The sequence below is a fragment of the Rhodococcus sp. DMU2021 genome (genome assembly GCF_019641445.1).
GTDB lineage: Bacteria > Actinomycetota > Actinomycetes > Mycobacteriales > Mycobacteriaceae > Rhodococcus > Rhodococcus pyridinivorans.
In genome coordinates this window covers 442381-461037 of the sequence record NZ_JAIFKB010000001.1, presented here as the reverse complement: position 1 = coordinate 461037, position 18657 = coordinate 442381, and the positions used below count along the sequence as shown (strand labels likewise).

Sequence of the window (18657 nt, the reverse complement as noted above, 5' to 3'; positions counted from 1 at the left end):
CCTCACTCGGGAGCACCACCGGACGGCACACACGACGGCGCGGTGCCCCCGTCCGGAGACGGGCGACACCGCGCCATCGACAGCTACGGGTGATCAGGCCTTGTCAGCGCCCTCGGTCTCGGGTTCGGGCACGAAGTCGATGCCTGTCTCCTTGCGCTGCTCCGGCGTGATCGGGCCGGGTGCATCGGTCAGCGGATCGACACCGCCACCGGACTTGGGGAACGCGATGACCTCGCGGATCGAGTCCATCCCGGCGAGCAGCGCGGTGATACGGTCCCAGCCGAAGGCGATGCCGCCGTGCGGGGGCGCGCCGTACTTGAACGCCTCGAGCAGGAAGCCGAACTTCTCGTTCGCTTCCTCCTCCGAGATGCCCATCACCTTGAACACCCGTTCCTGGATGTCGGGGCGGTGGATACGGATCGAGCCGCCACCGATCTCGTTGCCGTTGCAGACGATGTCGTAGGCGTACGCCAGCGCCGAACCCGGATCGGTATCGAAGGTGTCGATGTACTCGGGCTTGGGCGAGGTGAACGCGTGGTGCACCGCGGTCCACGCCGAATGACCGAGGGCCACATCACCGCTCGCGGTCGCGTCGGCCGCCGGCTCGAACAGCGGGGCGTCGACCACCCACACGAACGCCCATGCGTTCGGATCGATCAGATCGAGCTTGCGGGCGATCTCGTCGCGGGCGGCGCCGAGCAGTGCACGCATCTGCTTGGTGGGACCGGCGGCGAAGAAGATGCAGTCGCCGGGGTTCGCGCCCACGTGCGCGGCGAGACCCTCGCGTTCGGCGTCGGTGAGGTTCTTGGCGACCGGACCGCTCAACGTGCCGTCCTCACCGACGAGCACGTAGGCGAGACCCTTGGCACCGCGCTGCTTGGCCCACTCCTGCCATGCGTCGAGCTGACGACGCGGCTGGCTCGCGCCACCGGGCATGACGACGGCACCGACGTACTCGGCCTGGAAGACGCGGAAGGTGGTGTCCTTGAAGAACTCCTTGCACTCCACGAGTTCGATGCCGAAACGCAGATCCGGCTTGTCGGTGCCGAAACGGCGCATGGCCTCGGCGTAGGTCATCCGCGGGATCGGGGTCTCGAGTTCGTAGCCCACCAGGCGCCACAACGCGTGCAGCACCTCTTCGGCGAGGAGGATCACGTCGTCCTGATCGACGAACGCCATCTCGATGTCGAGCTGGGTGAACTCGGGCTGACGGTCGGCGCGGAAGTCCTCGTCGCGGTAGCAGCGGGCGATCTGGTAGTAGCGCTCGATGCCACCGACCATGAGCAGCTGCTTGAACAGCTGCGGGGACTGCGGCAGAGCGTAGAAGTTACCGGGCTGCAGGCGGGCCGGGACCAGGAAGTCGCGCGCACCCTCCGGCGTGGAGCGGGTGAGGGTCGGGGTCTCGACCTCCACGAACTCGTGGTGGGCGAGCACCGCGCGGGCAGCAGCGTTGACCTTGCTGCGCAGACGGATGGTCTTGCCCGGCTTCTCGCGACGCAGATCCAGGTAGCGGTACTTCAGGCGCGCTTCCTCGCCGACCTGATCGTCGAGCTGGAACGGCAGCGGGGCGGCCTCGTTGAGAACCACGAGCTCGGAGGCGTCGACCTCGATCGCACCGGTCGGGATCTCGAAGTTCTGGTTGCCCTCGGGGCGGACCTCCACCTTGCCGGTGATCCGGACGCAGTACTCCGCGCGGAGCCGGTGCGCCTGCTCGAGGACGCCGGCGCTGCGGAAGACCACCTGCGAGACACCCGAGGCGTCGCGCAGGTCGATGAAGATGACCCCGCCGTGATCGCGTCGCCGGGCAACCCAACCGGTGAGGGTGACTGTCTGCTCGGCGTGCTCGGCTCGCAACGAGCCGGCGAGATGGGTGCGCAGCACGGAATTCCTTTCGAAACGATCAGCGACGGGTTCGTCGGCTGTAATCCTACGAAAGACACGATCGGCCCGAGCGCACCCGTACCGAATAGTTCGTGCCAAGCTTGTCCGAATCCGACGAACACAGGAGAAAGCGGCGGCGATGACGTTCAGAGAAGGTGCACGCATGGATGCGGGCCGTGTCCGTACCGGCGGCGGTGGGCGTGGCGGAAAGCTCGCTCTCGGTGGCGGGGCCGGCGGCCTGATCGTCATCATCCTGGCGCTGCTGTTCGGCGGCGATCCGTCCTCGCTGCTCGGCTCGGGAATGCCCGACACCTCCGGCGATCCGCAAGCCGAGAGCGCACTCGAACAGTGCGAGGTCGGTGGCAGCGCCGCGAACGAGAACGTCGACTGCCGGGTGCTCTACACCGTCGGGTCGCTCGACTCGGTGTGGGAGCAGCAGTTCGCGACACAGACCGGCGTGGCCTATGTGCAGCCGGAGGTCGAGATCTTCACCTCGGCCACGTCCACCGGTTGCGGCAACGCCACCAGCGACATCGGGCCCTTCTACTGCCCGGCGGACCGGACCGCCTACTTCGACACCAGCTTCTTCGACGAACTCGAGACACGGTTCGGCGCCAGTGGAGGTCCGCTCGCGCAGGAATACGTCGTCGCCCACGAGTTCGGGCACCACCTGCAGAACCAGCTCGGCGATCTCGGTCGCGCACAGGCCGACCCGCGCGGCCCCGAATCCGGCGCTGTCCGTACGGAACTGCAGGCCGACTGCTACGCCGGGGTGTGGGCCTACCATGCCGACAAGCTGCCCGAGCCGACCACCGGAGAGCCCTTCCTCGTGCCGCTCACCGACGCCGACATCCGCGACGCACTGTCGGCCGCGTCGGCCGTCGGCGACGACCGGATCCAGCGGGCCGCCACCGGCCGGGTGAACCCGGAGGGATGGACTCACGGGTCGTCCGAGCAGCGTCAGGCCTGGTTCCTGGCCGGATACCGCACCGGCCGGGTCGACGCGTGTGACACCTACTCGGCACGCGATCTCGACAACCCGCCGGCACTGCGCTGAGTTCCGCGGTGTCGTGAACCGCAGAGCGAGCGCCGGGACGCCGTCACGCGACGGTGACGGTCATGTTCGCGCGGTCGGCGACCAGGTCGGCATGCTTCCGCATGCGCAGCGAGATGGGCCAGGTACCGGCGCGGCGCGCCTTGAAACAGAAGACCCGCTCGCCGGTCCCTCCCGGCAACGGGTTCTTCGACGGCAGGAATCGGATGTCGCGAAGGACGAGCCCCTCTCCGACCCTCGACGTCGACCAGCAGTAGTCCCGGGAGGTGTTCTCAGGGAGATGCAGTTCGATCGTGTCCCCGACACCGACCGTGACATCCTTCGGACCAGTGGCGATGTGCTTCATGACCTCAGGATAGCCCGCGAATGTGATTTTCCTCACTCTCGTGACCATGGCGCTAGCACACCCGTCGCGACCGCGATGTGTGATGGGACACAAAACGGGGCATTCGTTCTGCATGCACGAAGAACGAGCCGGAATCACACGCAGCGACGCGGTGATGGGAGGACGCCTTCTCGCTCTCGCACACGAGAACGGCTACAGCGAACTGACCGAAGAGGTCGCGGCGCTGGTGTCGAGCCCCGGTTCGAACCCGCCGTCACAGATCACTCCCCCGCTCTACGGGAACGTGCTGAGGTGGACGGTCTCGACGATCGCCGACGTCGTCGTCGACAAGATCGGCCCGCAGGTGCGTGGCGACGAGAGCTTCGAACTGACCATCCGGACCGAGAGCGGCCGTCACGTCCGGCCGGAGGAACTCCCGCAGCCGGAGAGCACCGTGATGAAAGCGGTCGTCGACGCGCTCGCCGGCGACTCGGTCGCGGCCCGCAGCGAACTCGACGAAGTGGTCTTCGCCATGGACTGGGCGTCGCAGATGGAAGCGCTGGTCGAGGCGGTGCTCTGGCTCGACCGGCTCCTCGACACCCCGGTACCGGACGGGAACGACACGCCGCCCTGGTGACCCCCATACGCGGATGGGCGTGAACGGCGAGCGATGCCCGCCTTCACTCCCCTGACCCCCGAGATACTCACGGCCTCCGTCGCCGATCGCGCCGAGGCGCTCACCGGAAGCGTGTGCATCGCCGTGAGCGCACCGGACGCGGCAGACCCGGTGGAATTCGCACAGCGTGTCGCGACGGAACTGAGAACGCGGGGCCGCGCAGCGGACGTCGTCGACCTCCACGATTTCGTCCGGCCCGCATCGCTCCGACTCGAGCACGGACGGACCGATCCGTACAGCTACCGCCACGACTGGTTCGACTACGCCGCGGTCGACCGAGAGGTGCTGCGCGCGGTACACGAACATCGACGATGGCTTCCGCGGCTGTGGGACGAACGCACCGACCGTTCGGCGCGCGAGCGCCCGCGTCGAGCGGCGGAGGACCAGATCCTCGTCGTCGCCGGCCCTATGCTTCTCGGCCGTGGTCTCGACTTCGATGTCACCGTCGTCCTGACGATGTCCCGGGGCGCGCTCGAAAGGCGCACGCGCCCCGAGGATCACTGGACGATCGACGCGGTGCTCGAACATGACGCGGTGCTCGAACATGCAGGAGCGGACGCGGACGTCCTGGTGCGCTACGACCACCCCACCCGCCCGGCAGTGCGGACGCGATCCGACTGAGCGGTCCTGCCGTCGCGGATCATCGCCCCGATCGAGGCTTGGCCAGGACCCGGTGAACCGCCGAGGTCACCGCGTCGGGCGCCACCGTGCCGAAGACCGCCATGGATTTCGCGAGCACGGAGCCGGGCACCACAGTCGCCTCGCCGCGCATCAGAGCGGCATAACCGTCGCGCGCGACGTGCGCAGGATCGTCCTTGGGCGCCTTCCCGAGGATCGTGTCGAGCATCCCGGCACGTGCGAAAAAGTGGGTGTCGGTGGCACCGGGGAGCATCGCGGTGAGCGTGACCCCGCTACCGTCGAGTTCCTTGCGGACGCCGTCGGTGAAGGACTGCACGAAGGCCTTGGACGCGTTGTACACGGCCTGGTAGGGGCCGGGCATCTTCGACACCACCGACGAGGTGACGAGCATCCGGCCCGAGCCCGCCCGCAGCATGTCGTTCAGCAGCAGGTGCGCCAGATGCACCGTCGAGCGCACGTTGACGTCGACGATCGAGAGGACGTCCCCGAGCTCTGCGTCGACGAACGCCCCGCCGATCCCGACACCGGCGTTGAGCGCAGCCGCCGCCGGGACGCGACCTCCGGCCGTCGCAGCCTCGTGGACCGCCCGGACCCCTTCCGGAGTCCTCAGATCCGCGTGGACCGACACCACCTCCGCGCCGGACGTCCGCAGGTCTGCGGCGACCTCGTCCAGAGTGTCCGATCTCGCCGCGAGCACGAGGTCGTATCCGTCGGCCGCGAACAGGGCCGCCAACTCCCGGCCTATGCCTCGCGATGCTCCGGTCACCAGAGCGAGGGGTCGAGCGTCGTTCATATCTCCTCCTCGGCACGTCTGGCTCGCGGGTACCCACACCCCGCCGGGTCGACACGGCGCCGGGATCTCGCAACAGTTTGGGGCGGGCACGTCCTCGGGTAAGCGGAGGGCACCCTGCGCGCGCAGTCCCTTCCGAGTTCTGGAGTCCACTTGCAGCACAAGATGTATCGGTCGTCGTCCGACATTGCATCGGAGGATGCACGCGAGGAACTCTGCGCCGCCGCGCAGAAGGTGTTCGGCTGGGACACGCTGCGTCCCGAACAACTGGACGCGATGGTTCCGCTGCTGGGCGGACGCGACGTCCTCGCCGTGATGGCCACCGGCTCCGGGAAGTCCGCGATCTATCAGGTGCCCTCGCTGCTGCTACCGGGGGTGACGGTCGTCGTCTCGCCCTTGATCGCGCTCCAGAACGATCAGATCGCCGGTCTGGACCACTCGGAGGCACCCGAGGCGGTCGCGATCAATTCGCGCCAGTGCGAGTCGGAGAACGAGGCGAACTGGCGGGCCGTGCTCGAACACGATGCCGACTACGTCTTCCTCGCCCCCGAGCAGCTCACCAAGGACGAGGTCCTGGAGCGTCTGAGAAGCGTGGAGGTCTCGCTCATCGTCGTCGACGAAGCGCACTGTGTCGCCATGTGGGGCCATGACTTCAGGCCGGAATATCTACGCCTGGGAGACGTGGCCGAGGCCCTGGGCCGGCCACCCGTCGTCGCGCTCACCGCCACCGCCTCACCCCCGGTCCGCGAGGACATCGTCGAGGCGTTGCGCATGCGGGATCCGCTCGTCGTCGCCGGTGGTTTCGACCGCCCGAATCTCGACATCGAGGTGCGCAGGCACACTGACGACGGCGAGAAGCGACGCGCCGTCGTCGAGGCCGTGGCGTCCCTGCCCGGTCCCGGCATTCTGTACGCCGCGACCCGCAAGGACACCGAGCGATACGCCGAGGCCCTGCGTGAACGCGGGATCGACGCGTGCCCGTATCACGCCGGGATGCGCGCGGCCGAGCGCGGGGACGTTCACCTCGGATTCCTCGACGGTCGCTGCGATGTCGTGGTGGCGACCTCCGCCTTCGGTATGGGCATCGACAAGCCGGACGTGCGTTTCGTCGTGCACGCCTCGATACCGGACTCGGTCGATTCCTACTACCAGCAGATCGGGCGCGCCGGACGCGACGGGGAGCCGGCCACCGTCCTGATGTTCTACCGTCCCGAGGATTTGTCGCTCGCGACCTTCTTCACCACCCACAACCCCGACGAGGAGCTGATCGGCCGGGTGTTCTCGGCGGTCCGCTCCGCGTCGCCGATGAGGCTCGGACGGCTGCGTACCGAGCTCGACGTGCGGGGGCGGAGACTGGCCAACGCGGTGAACCTGCTCGAACGGTGCGGAGCGCTCGTCTCCGGCCGGCGTGGACTCTCCGCCGCCGACATCCCCCGACGGAAGGCGGTCGAGCACGCACGCGAGACGGCCGCGTCGGGCGAACGACTGGACCGATCGCGGGTCGAGATGATGCGGGGCTACGCCGAGACTCGCGGTTGCCGCCGCCGGTTCCTGCTCGGGTACTTCGGCGAGACGCTGTCCGACCCCTGCGGCCGGTGCGACACCTGCCGGGACGGCGCGTCCGACGAGGTTGCGACGGTATCCGTGCTTCGGGGCGCCGATACTGCCCCGGCGTACTGCGAGACGTCCGTGTTCGCCCCGAACACGCATGTCGTGCATGCCGAGTGGGGACCGGGAGTGGTGATGACCTGCGAGCACGATCGCGTCACCGTCCTGTTCGACAGCGAGGGCTATCGGACACTGTCGCTCGATGCAGTCGCCGAGTCGGGGGTGCTGAAGGTCGACGACCCCGCACCGGCAGAGCCCGTACCTGCCCATGCCGAAGAACCCGTGGCATGAGGGGCCACGGGTTCTCCGGATCCCGTCATCACGACGGGTGGGTACGGATCAGGGGCGAACCGTGCCCGGGGTGGTCCGCGTGCGTGTCAGGAGCACACCGAGCGCGATCATGCCCACACCCAGGACGAAGTGCAGCCAGTCGTCCGCGGAGTTCACCGGCACGAAGTTGGCGCCGCTGTCCTTGTCGATGATCAGGCCGTAGATCCAGAGCACCAGGTAGATCGCACCGCCGATGATCAGGAAACTGCGGGCGGTTGCCACGGCCCGGGCCGCAGCGAGCCCCAGGACACCGAACAACAGGTGCACGATGTTGTGCAGGATGGAGACCTGGAAGATCCCCAGGAGCATGGCTTCGGAATGATGGCCTGCGCCCGAGAGTTGATCGTAGTCCGACGTGACCCCCGGGATGAAGCCGAGGATGCCCACCAGGAGGAAGACAGCGCCCACCACGAGCGCCGCAGTCTGCACCGGTGTTGCCGTCATCGAGCCACGGCCGGGGCTTGGGGTTCGAGATGTCATGTTCCGAGTCCTCTCACCGAACGTCCGTTCGGGTCGAGTGGTCCGAGTTACATTCCCCGGTTAGCCGTGACCGAACGAACCCAAACGTCGGTTTCCATGCTCGAGGACGGAGGTCGAGAACGGCGGCCGAGGTCGGGTGCGGCACTCCACCCTCTGGCCGGACGGACACGACCGTGTCCGGACACGACGAAGGCCCGCGGGATCAACCCGCGGGCCTTCGAGTCTGCGAGGCTCAGGCCTGGCTGCTGCCGAACGCATCGCCGGCCGCATCAGCAGAACCGGTGAAGAAGTTCAGCACGTCGAACAGGTCGGACAGGTTACCGAAGAGGTCGACAAGGAACTCGAGTGCAGGCACGGGCTTCTCCCATCAATGGAACGACATCGAAGTTGTGACGACTCGCGTCGACACGCGATCCAATTGTTACCTGCATTCGACAGCTGCGCAGCGCGAAGAATTGTAATCCGGAACACAAATCAGCCCTAGCAGGGGAAATATGGAGAATTCGGTGAAAATCGGCCCGATATGTCGTATTATTCGGGGAGTTTCCAGGCCGGACAATACGGCCTATTCGGGGAAGATTCCCATATTACAAGATCGCCTTGTGGCCATATCTCCACCCCGCGGGGGGAACTTCCGCCGGTGCCCGTTCGTCCTATCCTGTAAGTACACCTGCCCACCCGACCCCGAGGGAGTCATGAAACGCCCCAAGCGAAAACCTCGAAGACCCGTCCCGCCCAGATATGACGCTCTGCTCGTCACCCGAGCCCGGTCCCCGAAGTGCTGACCGCCCTCGGAATCGCGGCCGGCATTCTTGTCGTTCTCGCCATCACTGCACTGACCGGCTACTTCGTCGCGCAGGAATTCGCGTACATGGCCGTCGACCGCTCCCGCCTGAAGGCCCGCGCCGAAGGCGGTGACTCGGCTGCAGCCCGCGCACTGGCGGTCACCCGCCGCACCTCCTTCATGCTTTCGGGCGCTCAGCTCGGCATCACCGTCACCGGCCTGCTCGTCGGCTACGTCGCGGAACCGCTGATCGGTAGCGGTCTCGGCGAACTGCTCGGCGGGGTGGGCATCCCCACCGCGGTGGGTGTCGCCGTCGGCACCGTGCTGGCCGTGCTCTTCTCGACGGTGGTCCAGATGGTCTTCGGTGAACTGGTACCGAAGAACCTCGCCATTGCCCGTCCCGAACCGGTCGCACGCCGCCTCGCCCTGTCGACGAGCGCCTATCTCGCCGTCTTCGGATGGCTGATCAAACTCTTCGACGCGTCGTCGAATCTCCTGCTGCGGGCATTGCGCATCGAGCCGGTGCACGACGTCGAGCACTCCGCGACACCGCGCGACCTCGAACACATCGTGGCCGCGTCGCGCGAGACCGGCGAACTTCCGCCGGAATTGTCCACCCTCCTCGACCGAATCCTCGAGTTCCCGACCCGGACCGCCGAACACGCGATGATCCCGCGGTCGCGGGTCGACGTCGTCGAACTGGACGAGCCGGTCGCCACCATCCTCGACAAGATGAGCGAGGGGCACACCCGATACCCCGTGGTGGGCACCTCGTCCGACGATCTGCGCGGTGTCGTGCACCTGCACGACCTCCTCGGCCTCGACACCCCGACGGGCACGGCCGCGGGGGTCTGCCGCCCCCCCGTGATCGTGCCGGCCACGCTGGCACTGCCGGAGGTTCTCACCGAACTGGCCCGGGCCGAGGACGAGATGGCACTGGTGATCGACGAGTACGGCGGGTTCGCCGGCGTCGTCACCCTCGAGGACATCGCGGAGGAACTGGTCGGCGAGATCGCCGACGAGCACGATTCTGCGATGGCCGCCGAGGTCATCCGCCCCGAGGGCGACGGCTGGATCGTCCGCGGCGACGCACACATCGACGAGGTGGCCCGCACCCTCGACCACGAACTGCCCGAGGGCGACTACGAGACGCTCGCCGGCTTGGTCATCACCGAGTTCGGTGGCCTCCCCGAGGTGGGTGACACCGTCCGGATCACACTGGATCCGGATCCCGCCGAACTGCTGAACGGGGACGGCCCGATCCACAGGACCCTGGTGGCCGAGGTACGCGACATCGACAAGCACGTGCCGTCGTCCGTGCGCGTGACCGTTCTGACGGACGAGGTGACCGGCAATGAGTAATCCTGTGGTCGTCGCGGTGGTGACGATCGGCCTGATCGCCGCCAGCGCGTTCTTCGTCGCGGTCGAGTTCGCGCTCATCGCGGCGCGACGACACCGACTCGAGGACGCAGCGACGTCGAGCCGCTCGGCGCGGGCCGCCCTGCGCAGCGCGTCCGAACTGTCAGTGCTCCTCGCGGGATCCCAGCTCGGTATCACGGTGTGCACGCTCGCACTCGGTGCGACGACGAAACCCGCGGTGCACCACTGGCTCACGCCGTTGTTCGAGAACTGGGGCGCGCCGCTGTGGCTCGCGGACGTGGCCGGCTTCGTCCTTGCGCTGATCATCGTGACGTTCCTGCACCTCGTCGTCGGCGAGATGGCACCGAAGTCGTGGGCGATCGCCCACCCGGAGAAGTCCGCCACGATGCTGGCGCTGCCGATGCGCGCGTTCATGTGGGTGACCCGGCCGTTGATCGTCCGGTTGAATCATATGGCGAACTGGTGTCTGCGAAAGGTCGGTGTGGACCCGGTGGATCAGGTCGCCGAAGGTCAGGATCCCGATGCGCTGCGGCACCTGGTCGAGCACTCGGCCACCGTCGGCACGCTCGACGAGCGCTATCACGGGCACCTGAGCAGCGCGCTGGAGCTCGAGACGCTCACGCTCGGCGAGATCGTCACGCCGCAGGCCGAGCCGAGCAGCGTGAAGCCGACCTCGACGGCCGTCGAGATCCGTGAGACGGCCCATCGCACCGGGCACCTCCGGTTGCTCGTGCGCGACAACGGCCACGTGGACGGTGTCGTGCACGTGCGCGACAGTCTCCAGGCCGCACCCGGAACCACGGCGACCGAACTGATGCGCCCCGCGCTGACGATCGACGCCGCGACGCCGGTCTACGAGGCGCTGACGACGATGCGGGAGACCAGGAACCATCTGGTCACCGTCACCGAGAACGGACGGATCGTCGGATTGATCACCCTCTCGGACGTCCTGGCCCGGCTGCTGCCGATGAGCGGCGCCACGAGCTGACGTACCGACGTCAGGCCCGTCCCGGATCTCCGGGACGGGCCTGACGTCGTTTCCTGCCCCGGCCGGGACCGTTCAGGAGTGTCCGAGTGCGGCGTGCATCTCCCAGACGATGATCTCGGCGCCGGTGGCTGTGGTGAGCTGTCGGCCGCCACCTCCGGCGATCCGCGCTGCGTCTCCTTGGGCGAGAGGTCCGGCTCCCTCGAGTGCGGCTTCGCCCCGGGCGACGAAGAGGTGCACGAAGGGTGCGTCCGGCAGCGTCACGGGGCGATCCGGACGCATCCGCGCGACGTGCATGGCGGCATATCTGTTGCGGATGCGGATGGCGGAATGGTCGGCGTAGGCGTCCATTCCGGATGCGACCGGCACGAGTCCGCCGGAGAGCAGTTCGTCGTCGATCTCGAGTTGTTCGTAGCCCGGCTCGATCCCGGCTTCGTCCGGCAGCACCCACATCTGCACGAACCGCACCGGTTCGTCGTGCTCGGCGGCATACGACGCAGTGGCACCGGGATGACGCCACGAGTCGTTCTTCTCGGAGTGGAGGATCCCCGAGCCCGCGCTCATGCGCTGCGCGAGACCCGGGTAGATCACCCCGGAATGCCCCGTCGAGTCCTGATGCACGAGCGATCCGCGGAGCACCCAGGTGACGATCTCCATGTCGCGGTGCGGGTGAGTGTCGAAACCGCTTCCCGGACGGACGATGTCGTCGTTGTTGACCATCAGCATCCCGAAATGCGTGTTGTCGGGATCGTAGTGGTGGCCGAACGAGAAGGAGTGCCTCGAATCGAGCCAGTCGATCTTCGTGTGGAGGCGGTCGTCCGCGCGGCGGACGTCGAGAATCGGTGCGGTGCTCATGCGGGGTCCTGTGTCGGGCAGTTCGGATCTGCGGTGGGCGGATTGCGGCGGGGGCGGATACGCGCCTGGGGCAGGGGCGGCGCCGGGAGACGCTCGACCCTCCCGGTGTAGCCGGAGACGCGGCCGAACCGATCGCACCCGCGTTCCCAGGCGTCCCGGTAGGCGACGATCTCGTCGTGGTCGCGGCCGACGAAGTTCCACCACATCACGATCTCCTCGCCGAGGGGTGTTCCGCCGAGGAGGACGATACGTGCGGGTTCGTCGGTGGTGTTGGTCAGTTCGAGGGCCGGCACGCCGGTTCCGGTGTAGCCGAGGGCGGCTCGCGTGAGCACGGTGCCGAACAGCGCGACCGTACCGGTGTCGACGAGCACCCCGTGCTCGAACGACGGGTCGACGTCGAGGGTGATGCTCGCCGCGGGGTCCAGGACGATCTCTGCGCCGAGCAGCGGGGTGTACGTCGTCACGGGCGACTCCTCGCCGGCGAGCGAACCGAGGAAGACCTTGACCTCTGCACCGGGCACTCGAACGACCGGCGGCACGTGGTGCTGGAAGTCGCGGGGCGCATCGCGATGTGCGTCGGGCAGGGCCACCCACAACTGCACGCCGTGCAGTGTCGTGGTCGCGGAGGTGGAGACCTCGGAGTGACAGATTCCGTGGCCTCCGGTCATGAGGTTCAACTCCCCCGGCCGGACCATCGCGTGCACGCCGTGACTGTCGCGGTGTTCGATCTCGCCGGTGAACAGCCACGACACCGTCTGCAGACCGGTGTGGGGGTGCGGTGCGACGTCCATGCCGCCGGTGCGGGAGACGTCGTCGGGGCCGTAATGGTCGACGAAGCACCACGCGCCGATCAGCGAACGCTGCCGTTGCGGAAGCGTACGGCGCACGGGCATGGCCCGGGGGCCACCGAGCGGGACCTCACGCGAGGTGATGATCTCCACGCGGGGGCGGAGCGGGTCGCGGATGGGGAGGTCCTCCGTCCGGCAGCGGATCTCCTCGGGACGGGTGTCGGTGTTGCTCATGCCGCTCGACTCCTCTCGGTGGTCCGTCGGTCGACCCTATCCATTGTGTCACATTTGATTGCGCAGTCAACTAACACGGGTACACTGGGGATCATGGGAGACGCGAAGTGGCTCAGCGACGACGAACAGCGCCTGTGGCGCGCCTATCTGGATGCGACGCGCCTGCTGTTCCAGAATCTCGACAAGCAGCTACTGCGGGACTCCGACATCTCCTTCACCGACTTCGAGATCCTGGTCCTGCTGTCCGAGGCACCCGACCGCCGGATGCGCATGCGCGACCTCGCGGACGCGAGCACCACGACCCGCAGCGGCATCACCCGCGCCGTCTCCCGCATGGAGAACGCGGGGTGGGTGCGGCGCGTGGAGTGCGAATCCGACCGACGCGGCGCGTGGGCCGAACTCACGGACGTCGGCTACGCGAGACTCGCCGAGGCGGGTCCCGGCCACGTCGGGGCGGTCCGCGAGAACATGTTCGACCTGCTCTCCCCCGCCGACATCGCCCCCATGACCGAGGTCTTCGCCCGCATGCGCGATCGCATGATCGACGGCAGACGGTAGGCCTCCGCCCCGAAGCGAACTCCGCCCGCACCTCCGGAGCGGGACGTCGATCGGATCACGGATATGTTGACCGGGTCACAGCCACGACCTCCGAAGGCGGTACCTCCCATGCGGCACGACCCGCGACGCACCTCGCTCGACCTGTATCCGTTGCAGCGCACGATCACGCCCCTGTTCGGCGACACCGACGCGCTCGGACACATCAACAACGTCTCGATCGCCCGCTACTTCGAGCAGGCCCGCGTCCTCGTCATGGAGGCCGTGTCGTCGACCTTGGGCGATACCTACCCCTTCGAGCGTGCGGTACTCGCGAAGATCGAGATCAACTTCCTGGCCGAGGTGTTCTATCCGCACGACATCGTCATCGCCACCGGTGTCCACCGCATCGGGACATCGTCGGTGGTGATCGGCTCGGCCCTGTTCCAGCACGGCCGGTGCGTCGCGCTCGCCGACTCGGTGGACGTCGGCACCGCCGCCGAAGGCGGCTCGCAACCGATCTCCGAAGCATCGCGCGTGGCGTTCGAGAAGGTCCGGCTCGCATACGACGACTGACGCGCCGCCCACGAACTGTCTCAGAACAGGGTGAGCGCCGCCTCGGGTTCGGGGACGCGTTCGTCGGCGCGCAGCGCACCCCTCTCCTCACGCCGAGCGGACGCCCGGACCCCGAGGCGGTGACGTTCGAGCAGGGGCGCGACCCGCTCGTCCAACCACTGCGAGTACTCCGGAGCAACGTACGCGCCCCGTCCGTAGAGGCGGCGATAGCGTCTCATGAGGGCAGGATGCTCCTGCGCGAGCCACGACAGGAACCACCCGCGGGTCGAGCCGCGCAGGTGCAGCGGTATTACGGTGACCCCCGACGCGCCGGCGGCGGCGAGGGAGCCGAACAGCGTGTCGAGGTGCTGTCGCGAGTCGGTGAGGAAGGGCAGCACCGGAGCGACCATGACGTGGCACGACAATCCGGCGTCGACGACCGCCTTCACGAGATCGAGACGGGCCTTCGGTGACGGCGTGCCCGGTTCGATGTGCGCGGCCAGTTCGGGATCGCCGATCGGGAGCGACACCGCGACCGACACATCGACCTGACCGGCCGCCAGCGACAGCAGCGGAAGATCGCGGCGCAGCAGCGTGCCCTTCGTGAGAATGGAGAAGGGGGTGCCGGATTCGGCGAACGCCCGGATGACTCCGGGCATCAGCCGGTAGCGCCCCTCTGCCCGTTGGTAGGGATCGGTGTTGGTACCGAGCGCCACGTGTTCCCGGGTCCAGGATCGTCGCGCGAGTTCGCGGCGCAGGACGGCGGCGACGTTGGTCTTGACGACCAGTTGCGAGTCGAAGTCGTGCCCGCCGTCGAGATCGAGGTACTCGTGCGTGGGCCGGGCGAAGCAGTACCGGCAGGCATGGGTGCAGCCCCGGAACGTGTTGACGGTGTACCGGAACGGCAACCGGGAGGCCTCCGGCGTCCTGTTCAGCGCGCTCTTGCACAGCACCTCATGGAAGGTGACTCCCTCGAACTCCGGCGTGCGGACACTACGGACGAGACCGGCCCGTTCGAGGCCCGGCAGAGCTCCGTCGTCCGCATCCACAGTCTGACCCGCCCACCTCATACCCCCAGTCGAACATGTGTGCTATTCGCTGTCAACAGATCGTTCGGCATCGTGGTCGATCGGACGGAGCGCACTCGCGGTGCAACGAATACATCGGCATTCCCATCCGTTCATCCACAGGCGGCCGAGGGTCCGGTGGCTCGCCCGGTGCGCTCGAGTTACAGTGCTCGCCACACTGATCTTCGATGGGGGGTTCGATGAGCGGTCTGTTTCCCGGTGCCGGAATCCGGGTGGTGCCCGATGGTATTCGAGCGTTCGGGGCCACGAATCTTCGTGCGGCCGAGCAGGTGGCGCAGGCGGGGACGTTCGATCTGCAGGCCAACATCTCCGCGTTGAGTCCGGCTCTGGGACTCATCGGCGGAGAGTTCCTCGCGGTGTTCGCCGCGGCCCAATCCGAGCACACCAGTGCCGTCGCGCAACTGTCGTGGGCCTACGCGTCCAACGGCATCGCAGCACACGAGGCGGCCACCGGTTACGAAACGACCGACACCGGAACGGCTTCGGCGCTGGCCGACGCTGCGGGAGGACTGTGATGCAGGGATCGGTCATCGACACCGCAACACCCGCAGCGTCACCGACCGTTCTCGACGCTCTCCGCGCGTCGCCGATCGGACCGGTCCTCGACGCACCGCTGCCGGTACTTCCGGAACCCGTTCTTCCCGAGCCGGGTCTGCCCGTCCTCGAGGCGAATTCGATCGTCGAGCTGCTCGAATCGATTCCGGTACCGGTGCTGCCCGATCTCGAGACGATCGTGCGGCCGCTCACCGAACTCTGCTCGATGTTCGGCACCGGTATCCTCGACTCGCTCGATCCGTCGGCGATCCTGCAGCAGGGGTCGCGTCTGCTCGAGACCGCCACGATGCTCGGACGCAGTGCGCTGCACGCACTTCCGGAGTCGTGGGAGGGAGCAACGGCCGACGAGGCCGCAGGTCACGGTGTGCGCGCGCAGCAGTCGGCCCTCGAACTGGCCGACCGCGGCGACCGGATCGGCGACGTCACCCGCGCCGCCACGGCGACCGTCGAACGCGGCAACATCGAATTGACCGGCATCGCACAGTCGTTCGTGACCACGGCGATGGCGGCCGCACCGGCTCTCGCGACGCCGCCGGGCCAGGCCGCCCTGTTGGCGTCCGCCGCGCAGCATCTCCAGGCTGCCCTGGCCGTCGTTGCGCGTACCCGGGGCGAGCTGACGGTCCACACCGCCGCGATGACGGCGCTGACCACGCCGATTCCCGTGCCCGCGCCGGTGGCCGTGGCCGGGGTGCAGGAGATGCGCACGGTCGCCACGGCCGCAACCGATGTCGCGTCGAGTGTCGCAGCGCCGTTCACGGCCGCCGCGCACGCCGCGACCACTCCCACCGCCTACGCGTCGACCGCGCCCACCGCACACGCGGCGGCTCCGACCGTCGGTGCGGCGGTCGCGGGATCGGCCGGAACGGTGTCGGCCGGAGTGGTCACCGGTCACGGCACCGCGGGGGCCGCGTTCGGAACTGCGGGTGTGCCTGCCGCCGCTCCGATTCCGACCGCCCCGGGCTCGGGCGGGAGTGCGCAGGCCACGACCGGCGCGAGCGCGATGGGAAGGGCACCCTCGACCGGTGGGATGGTCCCCGCGACGTCCGCTCGCGGGTCCGACGACGAGGAGCACCGCTCCCCCACCCGTCTGCTGAGTGCCGCCGCGGAGGGCACCGAGGTCGTCGGCGAACTGCCGTTGGTCGTTCCCGCCGTGATCGGTTCGCACGACGACCGCTGAGCATTACTCGTCGATCGGACGAGCCTGTCAGTCGACGAGGGAGGCGACCTCGTGGTCGGTCAGCGTCGTCTGCGGCACCCGGCCGGCGCCGCGCGCGAGTTCAATCGCCCGGTAGAGCGGGCGTTCGCCGAGCGCGGCGTCGCGGGCCTCGGCCCGCAACTGTTCGACGAGCACCGACGAGATCGCCGCCGCCGGAGCGATCTCGCTGGTGGCGAGCGCATCCGCGAGCTTTCGCAGGGCCAGCACGTCGAGTTCGCGACCGCCGCCGTTGGCGTACAGGGCGAGCGGGACCGACACGAGATTGTGCTCACCGTCGTTGACGCGCACGACGGCCTGCGATACCCCGCCCACCCGGACGATCAGTTCGACACCGGCGAGTCGCGCGAGATCGACACTGCGCGACCGGAACGCCCCCGACAGCGTGACGACGGTGCCGCGCAGCAGCAGGTGCCGACGCGTGGCCAGGAACGCACCGACGGCCGGCGGCACCGCGAAGACGGCCCCGACGAGCAGCGCGACCCATCCGGGCGCGACGATCCAGACCAGAACGCCGAGGACGACGCCGATGGCGAGCGCGAGCAGCGCGATCCTGCGGGCGCGTGGCCGGAGCAGCCGGGACGGGATCAGATCGAGCGGGACGGCGGCACCGTCCCGGTCGTCATGCGCCGGCAACGACCTCACCCACACGGGCGACGACGTCCGTGAGTGCAACGCTGTGCTGCTCGCCGTTGCGCAGATCCTTGACGACGACCTCACCTGCCTCGAGTTCGCGGTCACCGAGCACGAGCGCGACGACGGCACCGGACTTGTCGGCCGCCTTCATGGCGCCCTTGAGGCCGCGCCCACCGTATGCGAGGTCGACGCGGACACCCGCGGCGCGCAGTCTGTGCGCGATGGGCACGAGGGCGACCTTGGCGGCGTCGCCCATCGGCACCCCGTACACCTCGCACCGCGCGGGGCTGCCGGCGGTCTTGCCCTCGGCGGCGAGCGCGAGAACCGTGCGGTCGACGCCGATCCCGAAACCGATGCCCGAGAGCGGCTGGCCGCCGAGCTGTTCCATGAGCCCGTCGTAGCGGCCACCACCACCGATGCCGGACTGGGCGCCGAGCCCGTCGTGGACGAACTCGAAGGTGGTCTTCGTGTAGTAGTCGAGGCCGCGCACCATGCGCGGATTGACGACGTACGGGACGCCGATCGCGTCGAGGTGGGCGAGTACCTCGTCGAAGTGTGCGCGAGCGGTGTCCGAGAGATGGTCGAGCATCAGCGGCGCGTCGGCGGTCATCTCGCGGACCTCGGGGCGCTTGTCGTCGAGCACGCGCAGCGGGTTGATCTCGGCGCGGCGGCGCGTCTCCTCGTCGAGCGGGAGGGCGAACAGGAACTGCTGCAGCTTCTCCCGGTACTGCGGACGGCAGGTCTCGTCGCCGAGCGAGGTGATCTCGAGGCGGAATCCGTCGAGTCCGAGCGACCGGAATCCTGCGTCGGCAACCGCGATGACCTCGGCGTCGAGCGCGGGATCGTCGATGCCGATCGCCTCGACGCCGACCTGCTGGAGCTGACGGTAGCGGCCCGCCTGGGGGCGCTCGTAGCGGAAGAACGGCCCGGAATAGGACAACTTCACGGGGAGCTGACCGCGGTCGAGACCGTGCTCGATCACCGCGCGCATCACGCCTGCGGTGCCCTCGGGACGCAGCGTGACCGAGCGCTCACCGCGATCGGCGAAGGTGTACATCTCCTTCGTGACGACGTCGGTGGACTCGCCGACGCCGCGAGCGAACAGGCCGGTGTCCTCGAAGATGGGCAGCTCGACGTGCCCGTACCCCGCCAGGCGTGCGGCACGGGTCAGACCGTCCCGTACCGCCACGAACTCCGCCGACTGCGGGGGAACGTAATCGGGCACACCCTTCGGCGCCGAAAACGTGGAGGCCTTGCTCACTGGTAC

General features: G+C 68.3%; 20 protein-coding genes. 10 read left to right on the top strand and 10 right to left on the bottom strand.

The features are described 5' to 3' along the window. Nucleotides 1–93 precede the first annotated feature (93 nt). Nucleotides 94–1881, bottom strand: coding sequence for an aspartate--tRNA ligase (gene aspS / locus K3M35_RS02185; protein ID WP_220665917.1), 1788 nt, complete (start codon nt 1879–1881; stop codon nt 94–96). Between the two features lie 139 nt (nt 1882–2020). Between aspS and K3M35_RS02180 the strand changes: the two genes are divergently transcribed. Next, nucleotides 2021–2938, top strand: a complete 918-nt coding sequence (locus tag K3M35_RS02180) for a neutral zinc metallopeptidase (protein ID WP_064060279.1) — start codon at nt 2021–2023, stop codon at nt 2936–2938. A gap of 43 nt (nt 2939–2981) precedes the next feature. On the opposite strand, the gene K3M35_RS02175 is transcribed toward K3M35_RS02180, so the two are convergent. Further along, on the bottom strand, nt 2982–3281 hold the full coding sequence (locus K3M35_RS02175) for a protease inhibitor I42 family protein (protein ID WP_006551419.1): 300 nt from the start codon (nt 3279–3281) through the stop codon (nt 2982–2984). A 112-nt stretch (nt 3282–3393) separates the two neighbouring features. Here K3M35_RS02175 and K3M35_RS02170 point away from each other — a divergent pair, with 112 nt between their 5' ends. After that, nucleotides 3394–3897 carry a hypothetical protein gene (locus K3M35_RS02170; RefSeq protein WP_064060278.1) on the top strand — a complete coding sequence of 168 codons (504 nt, stop codon included), beginning with the start codon at nt 3394–3396 and terminating at the stop codon, nt 3895–3897. 33 nt (nt 3898–3930) lie between these two features. Continuing rightward, a complete protein-coding gene (locus tag K3M35_RS02165; RefSeq protein ID WP_006551417.1) occupies nt 3931–4557 on the top strand; it encodes a hypothetical protein in 627 nt (208 codons plus the stop codon). A gap of 19 nt (nt 4558–4576) precedes the next feature. Here the strand turns inward: K3M35_RS02165 and K3M35_RS02160 are convergent, their stop codons facing one another. Continuing rightward, entirely contained in the window at nt 4577–5368 is a 792-nt protein-coding gene (locus K3M35_RS02160) for an SDR family oxidoreductase (protein WP_033096580.1), read from the bottom strand. 162 nt (nt 5369–5530) lie between these two features. Between K3M35_RS02160 and K3M35_RS02155 the strand changes: the two genes are divergently transcribed. Further along, a complete protein-coding gene (locus K3M35_RS02155; protein WP_064060276.1) occupies nt 5531–7264 on the top strand; it encodes an ATP-dependent DNA helicase RecQ in 1734 nt (577 codons plus the stop codon). A 48-nt stretch (nt 7265–7312) separates the two neighbouring features. Here the strand turns inward: K3M35_RS02155 and K3M35_RS02150 are convergent, their stop codons facing one another. Both K3M35_RS02150 and K3M35_RS25970 read right to left on the bottom strand, forming a co-directional pair. Beyond that, on the bottom strand, nt 7313–7747 hold the full coding sequence (locus tag K3M35_RS02150; protein ID WP_060653197.1) for a DUF4383 domain-containing protein: 435 nt from the start codon (nt 7745–7747) through the stop codon (nt 7313–7315). A 268-nt stretch (nt 7748–8015) separates the two neighbouring features. Next, nucleotides 8016–8138 carry a hypothetical protein gene (locus K3M35_RS25970; RefSeq protein WP_016933989.1) on the bottom strand — a complete coding sequence of 41 codons (123 nt, stop codon included), beginning with the start codon at nt 8136–8138 and terminating at the stop codon, nt 8016–8018. 423 nt (nt 8139–8561) lie between these two features. On the opposite strand from K3M35_RS25970, the gene K3M35_RS02145 reads away from it, so the two are divergent. Together K3M35_RS02145 and K3M35_RS02140 are read left to right on the top strand one after the other, a co-directional pair. Next, nucleotides 8562–9929 (top strand): hemolysin family protein, encoded by a 1368-nt coding sequence (locus K3M35_RS02145; RefSeq protein WP_006551412.1) that lies wholly within the window; start codon nt 8562–8564, stop codon nt 9927–9929. Next, nucleotides 9922–10935, top strand: a complete 1014-nt coding sequence (locus K3M35_RS02140; protein WP_170318499.1) for a hemolysin family protein — start codon at nt 9922–9924, stop codon at nt 10933–10935. The genes K3M35_RS02145 and K3M35_RS02140 overlap by 8 nt, the downstream gene beginning before the upstream one ends. 72 nt (nt 10936–11007) lie before the next feature. Here the strand turns inward: K3M35_RS02140 and K3M35_RS02135 are convergent, their stop codons facing one another. Continuing rightward, a complete protein-coding gene (locus K3M35_RS02135; protein ID WP_006551410.1) occupies nt 11008–11787 on the bottom strand; it encodes a pirin-like bicupin family protein in 780 nt (259 codons plus the stop codon). Then, nucleotides 11784–12809: a pirin family protein gene (locus K3M35_RS02130; protein WP_064060274.1), complete on the bottom strand. Its 1026-nt coding sequence runs from the start codon at nt 12807–12809 to the stop codon at nt 11784–11786. The genes K3M35_RS02135 and K3M35_RS02130 overlap by 4 nt, the downstream gene beginning before the upstream one ends. Nucleotides 12810–12902: 93 nt before the next feature. Between K3M35_RS02130 and K3M35_RS02125 the strand changes: the two genes are divergently transcribed. Beyond that, on the top strand, nt 12903–13367 hold the full coding sequence (locus K3M35_RS02125) for a MarR family winged helix-turn-helix transcriptional regulator (protein WP_006551408.1): 465 nt from the start codon (nt 12903–12905) through the stop codon (nt 13365–13367). A gap of 108 nt (nt 13368–13475) precedes the next feature. Continuing rightward, nucleotides 13476–13919 carry a thioesterase family protein gene (locus K3M35_RS02120; protein WP_006551407.1) on the top strand — a complete coding sequence of 148 codons (444 nt, stop codon included), beginning with the start codon at nt 13476–13478 and terminating at the stop codon, nt 13917–13919. Nucleotides 13920–13939: 20 nt separating this feature from the next. Here K3M35_RS02120 and K3M35_RS02115 read toward each other — a convergent pair whose 3' ends face one another. Continuing rightward, on the bottom strand, nt 13940–14968 hold the full coding sequence (locus K3M35_RS02115; RefSeq protein ID WP_024100755.1) for an Rv2578c family radical SAM protein: 1029 nt from the start codon (nt 14966–14968) through the stop codon (nt 13940–13942). 197 nt (nt 14969–15165) lie between these two features. On the opposite strand from K3M35_RS02115, the gene K3M35_RS02110 reads away from it, so the two are divergent. Together K3M35_RS02110 and K3M35_RS02105 are read left to right on the top strand one after the other, a co-directional pair. Then, nucleotides 15166–15501 carry a type VII secretion target gene (locus K3M35_RS02110; protein ID WP_006551405.1) on the top strand — a complete coding sequence of 112 codons (336 nt, stop codon included), beginning with the start codon at nt 15166–15168 and terminating at the stop codon, nt 15499–15501. Then, nucleotides 15501–16718, top strand: coding sequence for a hypothetical protein (locus K3M35_RS02105; RefSeq protein ID WP_220665916.1), 1218 nt, complete (start codon nt 15501–15503; stop codon nt 16716–16718). Before K3M35_RS02110 ends, K3M35_RS02105 begins: the two co-directional genes overlap by 1 nt. 27 nt (nt 16719–16745) lie before the next feature. Here K3M35_RS02105 and K3M35_RS02100 read toward each other — a convergent pair whose 3' ends face one another. Both K3M35_RS02100 and hisS read right to left on the bottom strand, forming a co-directional pair. Next, nucleotides 16746–17390, bottom strand: coding sequence for a hypothetical protein (locus K3M35_RS02100; RefSeq protein ID WP_220665915.1), 645 nt, complete (start codon nt 17388–17390; stop codon nt 16746–16748). Further along, the gene (hisS, locus tag K3M35_RS02095; RefSeq protein WP_220665914.1) at nt 17377–18651 is read right to left on the bottom strand and encodes a histidine--tRNA ligase; all 1275 of its coding nucleotides are present in this window, start codon (nt 18649–18651) and stop codon (nt 17377–17379) included. The genes K3M35_RS02100 and hisS overlap by 14 nt, the downstream gene beginning before the upstream one ends. Nucleotides 18652–18657: the final 6 nt, after the last annotated feature.